The following is a 7447-nucleotide window of genomic DNA, read 5'->3' as shown; positions in this document are numbered from 1 at the left end:
GAATCTAGCACAAGAAATGACCTAAAAGGCGAAAAGACTTGGGATCATGGAGATAATCCTGTAGAAGATCAACCAAAGGAAATTACAGTAAATCTATATGCAGATGGTAAAAAAGTTGAAAGCAAGAAAGTAACTGCAGCAGAAGATTGGAAGTATGATTTTGGTCCTCAACCTAAGTATGGAAATGGTAAAGAAATTAAGTACACTGTTGATGAGGAAGATATTCCTAATTATGATAAGGTAATTACAGGATTTAATATTAAGAACACTTACAATCCTGGAGCGCCTCACTTAGTAAGTACTAAGACAGACAATTTAAGTAGAGCTAAGGTAGAAATTGGCGATACGTTTAAATATTCTATAACAGTTAAGAATATTGGAAAAGTAGATGCTAAAGACGTTGAGATTTCTGACAGAGTACCAAGTAAATTAGATATTCTAAATGTTACTCCTAAAGAGGCTAAAATATCCGGACAATTAGTTGAGTATACTGTTCCAGAAATTAAGGCGGAAGAAAGCTTTACTATGACTATTGAAGTTAAAGTAAACAAAACTGCCAGAGATGGAGATAGGATTAAGAACGTAGCCGTAGTAGACGGTAAAGATGTACCAAGTAGAGAAATAGTAGTAGATGAAGATGACGGATATCTATATATACCTAGTATAAAGCTTAACAAAGACGACCACTATGCATATATGATAGGTTATCCAGATGATACTTTCAGACCACAAGGCAATATTACAAGAGCGGAAGTAACTACAATATTCTTTAGAATGATGACTGATGAATCAAGAAATAATTACTGGAGTACAACTAATGACTTCGGTGACGTTCAAAGTACAGATTGGTTTAACAATGCTATTTCAACTATGAGTAATGCAGGTGGAGTTAACGGTTATCCTGACGGAACCTTTAGACCAAATGCAAATATTACTAGAGGTGAATTTGCAACAATGGCATCACGTTTCTTAGTAGACAGCGGTTCATTGACAAATTATCAATTTACTGATACTAAGGGTAACTGGGCTGAAGATGCAATTAATAAATTAGCATCTAACGGTTTAATAAGCGGATACCCAGATGGAAGCTTTAAACCTGACCAACAAATTACAAGAGCTGAAGCGGCAACATTAATGAATGCTGTATTAGAAAGAACTCCTCATAAAGATAATTTATTGTCAAATATGAAGAGATGGGTTGATAATACAGATACTAGCGAATGGTACTACGCTCAAGTTCAAGAAGCTACAAACTCTCACACCTACACTAGAACAAGTAAGACTGATAAAGAAGTATGGCAAGACTTACTTCCAATAAGAGATTGGGCAGCATTTGAAAAAGAGTGGAGTGGTGCAAATTCAGCATCCAGTCCAGGAAGCGTAACAAAATAAGTATAATTTAATAGTAATTAAATTAGTCAAGAGGTGGAGTTAACTTCACCTCTTACTTATTAACTTAAAGGTAAGAGACTAATATAGTTAGTAAAAATTTAGTCCATACTATTAATTATTAACAGTAAGGAAGATTAATTTATAAGTATTAATCATTAAAATATATTATTCAATATGTATAAATATTTAAGTAAGCTGTTATTATATTAAGTAAAATCTTGGAAGTTTTAAATTGGTTTATTAAATTTTAAAAGTTATTTTAATAGCTGTATACAAAATGTAATTTTAAATATAGTTGAAAACCGGAGAGTTAATTAACTAAATATAAATTTAATTTTAAATAGTATCTATAATCAATTGTAGATACTATTTTTTTAGTTTAATATATTAGTAGATTATAAATTAGGTGGTAGAGATGAAATATAGAGCAATTGCAGTGAGTATGTGTTTTGTTGGAAATTCCAGATATGATGGAAATAAAACGGAAAATATAGATGTCTTAAATTTTTTAAAAAAGTTAAAGGAGAATAATATAGCTATTCATTTTATCTGCCCTGAACAGCTGGGAGGTTTAAGTACTCCTAGAGTGCCTTCGGAAATTAAAGATGGAAGAGTTGTTAATAAAAAGGGAATAGATGTGACAGATAATTTTAAAAAAGGTGCCGATGAAATTTTGGAAATTTTAAAATTTTTAAATATAAAAGCTGCTCTTTTAAAACAACGAAGTCCATCTTGTGGTAAGGGAAAGATTTATGACGGCTCTTTTACCGGAAAGCTTATCGATGGAGATGGAGTAACTGCAAAGTGTTTAAAGTCCAATGGAATCAAGGTATTTACAGAAGAAGAACTGGATAAGATTTTAATTTTTAAAGATTATTTTATAATTGAATAAGTTCTTATTGTACTGTAAATATGGTATAATATAGTCTCTTTTAAAAGTTAAGAATATTTATCGTATAGAGAGATTATAGAGTGAAGGGGTGATTATTTGACGCCGAGAGAAAGTGAAATTATGGAGCTGATTAAAGAAAATCCTACTATTTCACAACAGGAAATAGCGGATATTTTAAATATTCAAAGATCGTCTGTTGCAGTCCATATTAATAATCTAAGCAAACAGGGCTATATATTGGGAAGAGCCTATATATTAAGAGATGAGCCCTATGTAACTGTTGTAGGCGGTGCTAATGTGGATATAGTTGGACATTCCAAAGAGAAGCTTGTTAGAAACGATTCTAATCCCGGTCAAGTAGTCCAATCTTGTGGAGGAGTAGGTTTAAATATAGCTGAAAATATATCAAGATTGGGAATAAGAACGTCATTGGTTTCAGTAGTTGGCGCTGATGACAGAGGGAAACAGATACTGGCTGAATTAAACTTGCTTGACGTTGATACTGCCAATATGTTTATTATTCAAAACAGTTCAACATCTATGTACTTGGCCATACTAGATGAAAATAGGGATATGGATGTGGCTATAAATGATATGGAGATAATGGATAGGTTAACTCCCAACTTAATATCAAAGAGAAAACAGATTATTGAAAACGGAGAAGTTAGTGTAATTGATACCAACTTAAATAAGGAAACCTTAATATATATACTGGAGACCATAGATCAAAAACACTTTGTAGATGCTGTTTCAGTTCATAAGTCTGAAAAAATTGTGGATTTAATTGATAAGATATACTTTTTAAAAGCCAATCAATATGAAGCATCTTTTTTAAGTGGAGTTGAAATAACCGATGAGAAAAGTGCTATTGAGGCAGGAAAAATTTTAATAGAAAAGGGATTAAGTACTTTAGTTATTACCTTAGGTGAATTGGGAAGCGTATATGTTGACAATAATAAAGCTGAATATGTAAAAAGTAAACCTATTAAAGTAGAAAATGCCTCGGGAGCCGGAGATGCTTTTATGGCAGGTTATGTCTATTCATATATAAACGGTTATGGTGTTAAAAAACGTTTGGAATTTGCATCTGCAGCAAGCAGAGTTATTTTAAAATCCGAAAAAACTAATAGTGATTTCTTAACAGTGAGTATCATTGAGGAGGAAATGTTAAATGTTGAGTAAAGAGATGATAGAAAAATACGTTATTATAAGTCCGGAAGTTCAAAATGCCATGGATAAAAATCTTCCTATAGTTGCCCTTGAATCAACTATTATTTCCCACGGTATGCCCTATCCTCAAAACTTGGAAACAGCACTTTCATGTGAAAGAATAGTAAGAGAAAACGGTGCTGTACCTGCTACTACAGCAATTATAAAGGGCAAGATAAGAGTGGGTTTAAGTGAAGATGAAATTAAATTTATGGCAACTTCCAAGGACATAATAAAGTGTTCAAGAAGAGACTATCCCTATGTAGTGGCAAATGGTTTAAACGGTGCGACAACTGTAGCAACGTCAATATTGACAGCTTCACTTGTAGGAATTAAGCTTTTGGTTACGGGAGGCATAGGAGGAGTTCACCGAGGAGCTCAGGAGACCTTTGATATATCAAGAGACCTTCAAGAACTTGCCAATAATGATATTGTAGTAGTATGTGCAGGAGCTAAATCCATATTGGATATAGGTCTTACATTGGAATATTTAGAGACTTTTGGCGTACCTGTACTTGGGTATGGAACAGATGAGATGCCGGCCTTCTTTACCAGAAGATCAGGCTTTAAACTTGATTTTAAAATGGATAATGTAGATGAAATTGCCAAGACTGCAAAAACAAAGTGGGAACTTGGACTTTCGGGGGGAGTACTTGTGGGAAATCCAATTCCGCAGGAGGCTGCTATGAATGAAGCTATAATAAATGAAGCTATTGAAAAGGCTCTTGTTGAGGCTGAAGAAAAGGGAATTAAGGGTAAGGAAACTACTCCTTTCCTATTAGATAAAGTTTTAAAGGCTACAGATGGAAATTCCCTAAAGGCAAATATAGTCCTAGTTGAAAATAACGCGAGAGTAGGTGCACAGATTGCAAGAGAACTCTACAGCTAAAAATATACAGGAAATCTTCAGAGAAGAGAAGGCAAAGAAGACCTCTGAAAGTAAGTTAAAGACCTCCTATATAATAATGCCTTCAGATTTAAACGGGAAAAACGACCTATATGGAGGCAGGCTTTTAGATTATGCCGACCACTTAGCGGGCGCTGTTGCTATAAGACATCTTCGCGGTTCTGTTACAACTGCGTCAGTGGATTCCTTTAATTTTTTAAAACCCTTTCACTTAGGCGAATTATTATTTGCTGAAGCTTATGTTTCCGGAGTTGGAAATAAGTCAATGGAAATATTTATAAAGTTCTATGCTGAAGATGTAATTACTAATGAAAGATTTTTGGGAGCTCACTGTTTTTATACCTTTGTAGCTACAAATCTAAAGGGGAAGAAAATTCCTCAAATTATACCTGAAACTGAAGAGGAAAGAAGAATAATGGCAGGCTATGAAGAGCGTAGACGACAAAATCTTGAAAGAGTTAAACGAAATAAGGAATATGAAAATTTTATTCAAATAGATGATTAGTATGAAAGGTAGCCTTGTAATGTAAAAGGCTATCTTTTTTTAGTAAAGTTAGAATAGTTTTAACTTTCCATATTATAAGTCTATGGTAATATAAGGTCAGATTTGGAGGAGGGTAATGAAAAAAATAATTAAAAGAACTTTAATTTTATTACTTTTATTAATAATTCTTTTACTGGGAGCTTTTGGCTATTTGCTTTTTAATATTGATAAGAACGTGGAAGATAAAGTTTTTTCAAATAGGGATGTAATAAATATTTTAATAGTGGGAAAAGAGTCCTCTTTAACTTTGGAAAATATAGATGAAAATAGTCCCGTACATACAGATACGATAATGATATTAAAAGTGGATAATAAAAGTAGAAGGGCAAAAATTATTTCCATTCCAAGAGATACCTACTTTGAGTATCTGCCCGGCTCAAAAAAGAGACATCAGAAAATCAACGCCGCTTATTTTTTAGGAGGTATTGAAAATACTAAAGAGGTTATAGAGGATTTTTTAGATATAAAAATTGATAACTATGTGGAAGTGGATTATAAATTTGTAGCAGATGTAATAAATGCTTTGGGAGGTATGGAGATTAATTGGGAATATGACGATTATTACTATGAAGATAACTGGACAAGTCCTCCCTTGGTAATTGATTTACACAGGGGAATAAATCAATTAAGCGGGGAAGAGGCTGTAAATTATCTAAGAGCTAGAAATGCCTATGCTGATGCAGATCTTGGAAGGATAAAGGCTCAACAGGAATTTGTAGTAAGCTTATTTAAGAAAATAAAAGAGCCTGCTAATTTATTAATAGTTCCTAAGCTGGTTTCTTTATTTAATAAAGAGGCTGAAAGTGATATTGAATTTGAAGATTGTATATATTTAGGATACTATGCTTTTAAATATCTAAATAGCGAAAAGATATCTCTAGTTACACTGCAGGGAGAGGATTTAAGAATTGACGGAATTGAGTATTATAAAATAAATAAAACTGATGCCAGAGAGATATATTTGGAAAACTAAAAAGGAACCTCAGGGAGGCTCCTTTTTATTACATTGATTTTTTAAGAGGCGGTAGTATGGAAACTCCGCTTTCTATATATTTTACAGTTCCTATAAAACTAAGGACAAAGAGTATAATAGCTACTACTGCAAAAAATATTATAACTTTTAAACTTGTTACATTAAAATAGTTTGTAGTAAATCCAATATTAATATTAAAAATTGTCAATGCAATAAGCGTGGCATTTAATCCGCTAAAAACATATATCAATTCATAAAGACTGTATAAAATCATACTAATAAAAAAACCATTTATATATACCGGTATGTTTTCTGTAATTGAAATTTGAAGTATAAATTTTAAAACCACTGCCACAATTAAATTTAAAATAATAAAGATAAATAGTTTCTGTTTACGTTCTTTTAAGTGAAATTCAGTTAAATTTATTGGTAGCCCAATTAAGAAATCGTGGATATTGCAACTATCGTATATTGCAATGAAGAAAACCGGAATTAAAACCATGCAAGCAAGAATTCTTGATTCAACAGTTTTTGCATTAAAAACGCTAGCTAGTAAAAAATATGAATAGACCCCTATAATGAAGGCGTTATTTTTATTATCTGTTGGCCAGGTTTTTAACCTTAAGATAAATTTAGATTTTGAAGTTTTTTCATATTTAATCTCTTCATCATCTCTGCTGATTTTATTTCTAACCTCTATAAATTCATTGTTAATAGTAAAAGCATTAAATATAAAGATAAGTGATAGTATTATTAACAATATTAAACTTAGTATTTTATGAGTGTTACTTTCATAAAAGACCAATAAATATAGATTTACTCCCATAAAATAGCTTAAAAGTGGAATCACTATAAAGATAGAAGCCATTATAGAGATAAGTTTGTTAAGTTTATTTTCATACATACTTTTAGCGATAGTAGTTAATAACATCAGGTCTATAATCCAAATATAGGAATTAAAAAACAAATCGTCACCTAGAATTAAAGCAAAGATAAATACAACCAGGTAAAAGGTCAAAACTATAAATATATTATAGGTCAGTATACTTAAGCTATAACTTTTAACACTATCTAGAGGATAGGACAATAATAATTTTTTATTGAATTTTCCTAAAGGCATTACAAGTAATGTAATACATGTAAATATAAAAAAGTAAAATACTATTTGATTCATAAGAGATAATTTGACAATTTCATCGTCTAAATAGCCAATGTGGTTGGCAAAAGCCATTCCTATAAAGAATAAATAAGCTATAAACATTCCCTTAAATATTCCTTTTCCGCTTATGTGATTTATTATTAATAATTTCTTAAAGTTTTTCATAATAACCTCCTAATTATAAGTGAGATTTAATAGTGACTCATATCCGTGTTTCATAATAGAATTCCTAATTGAAAAGTATGTTGAAATATAAATTACAATAACTAAGATATAAAGAAAAACTAATAATGGTGTATTTTTTATAATTAAGTATTTAAAGTTTATAAAATTTATAAAAATAAAAATATTTAACAATAAGGGTATTCTAC

The 7447-nt window shown here is 31.2% G+C and carries 7 protein-coding genes; 6 read left to right on the top strand and 1 reads right to left on the bottom strand.

Annotated elements, in window-relative coordinates:
• The 6 genes from EF514_RS07255 to EF514_RS07230 all read left to right on the top strand — a co-directional run.
• Positions 1-1392, top strand: a 1392-nt coding sequence (locus EF514_RS07255) for an S-layer homology domain-containing protein (protein WP_127724772.1), incomplete at its 5' end; no start/stop codon positions are given.
• Positions 1393-1807: 415 nt separating this feature from the next.
• On the top strand, positions 1808-2284 hold the full coding sequence (locus EF514_RS07250; protein ID WP_127724771.1) for a 2-thiouracil desulfurase family protein: 477 nt from the start codon (positions 1808-1810) through the stop codon (positions 2282-2284).
• Between the two features lie 96 nt (positions 2285-2380).
• Positions 2381-3466, top strand: coding sequence for a carbohydrate kinase (locus EF514_RS07245; protein WP_240649029.1), 1086 nt, complete (start codon positions 2381-2383; stop codon positions 3464-3466).
• A complete protein-coding gene (locus EF514_RS07240; RefSeq protein WP_127724770.1) occupies positions 3456-4382 on the top strand; it encodes a pseudouridine-5'-phosphate glycosidase in 927 nt (308 codons plus the stop codon). Before EF514_RS07245 ends, EF514_RS07240 begins: the two co-directional genes overlap by 11 nt.
• Positions 4351-4905 (top strand): acyl-CoA thioesterase, encoded by a 555-nt coding sequence (locus tag EF514_RS07235; protein WP_240649028.1) that lies wholly within the window; start codon positions 4351-4353, stop codon positions 4903-4905. Before EF514_RS07240 ends, EF514_RS07235 begins: the two co-directional genes overlap by 32 nt.
• Before the next feature lie 115 nt (positions 4906-5020).
• Positions 5021-5917: an LCP family protein gene (locus tag EF514_RS07230; RefSeq protein ID WP_127724769.1), complete on the top strand. Its 897-nt coding sequence runs from the start codon at positions 5021-5023 to the stop codon at positions 5915-5917.
• A 28-nt stretch (positions 5918-5945) separates the two neighbouring features.
• Here the strand turns inward: EF514_RS07230 and EF514_RS07225 are convergent, their stop codons facing one another.
• Positions 5946-7241, bottom strand: a complete 1296-nt coding sequence (locus tag EF514_RS07225; RefSeq protein ID WP_127724768.1) for a hypothetical protein — start codon at positions 7239-7241, stop codon at positions 5946-5948.
• Between the last annotated feature and the right edge of the window lie 206 nt (positions 7242-7447).

Origin of the sequence: Anaerosphaera multitolerans (genome assembly GCF_004006535.1) — a bacterium.
Taxonomy (GTDB): Bacteria; Bacillota; Clostridia; order Tissierellales; family Peptoniphilaceae; genus Anaerosphaera; species Anaerosphaera multitolerans.
The sequence above is the reverse complement of the archived record's forward strand: the minus strand, read 5'-3'. Positions and strand labels throughout refer to the sequence as shown.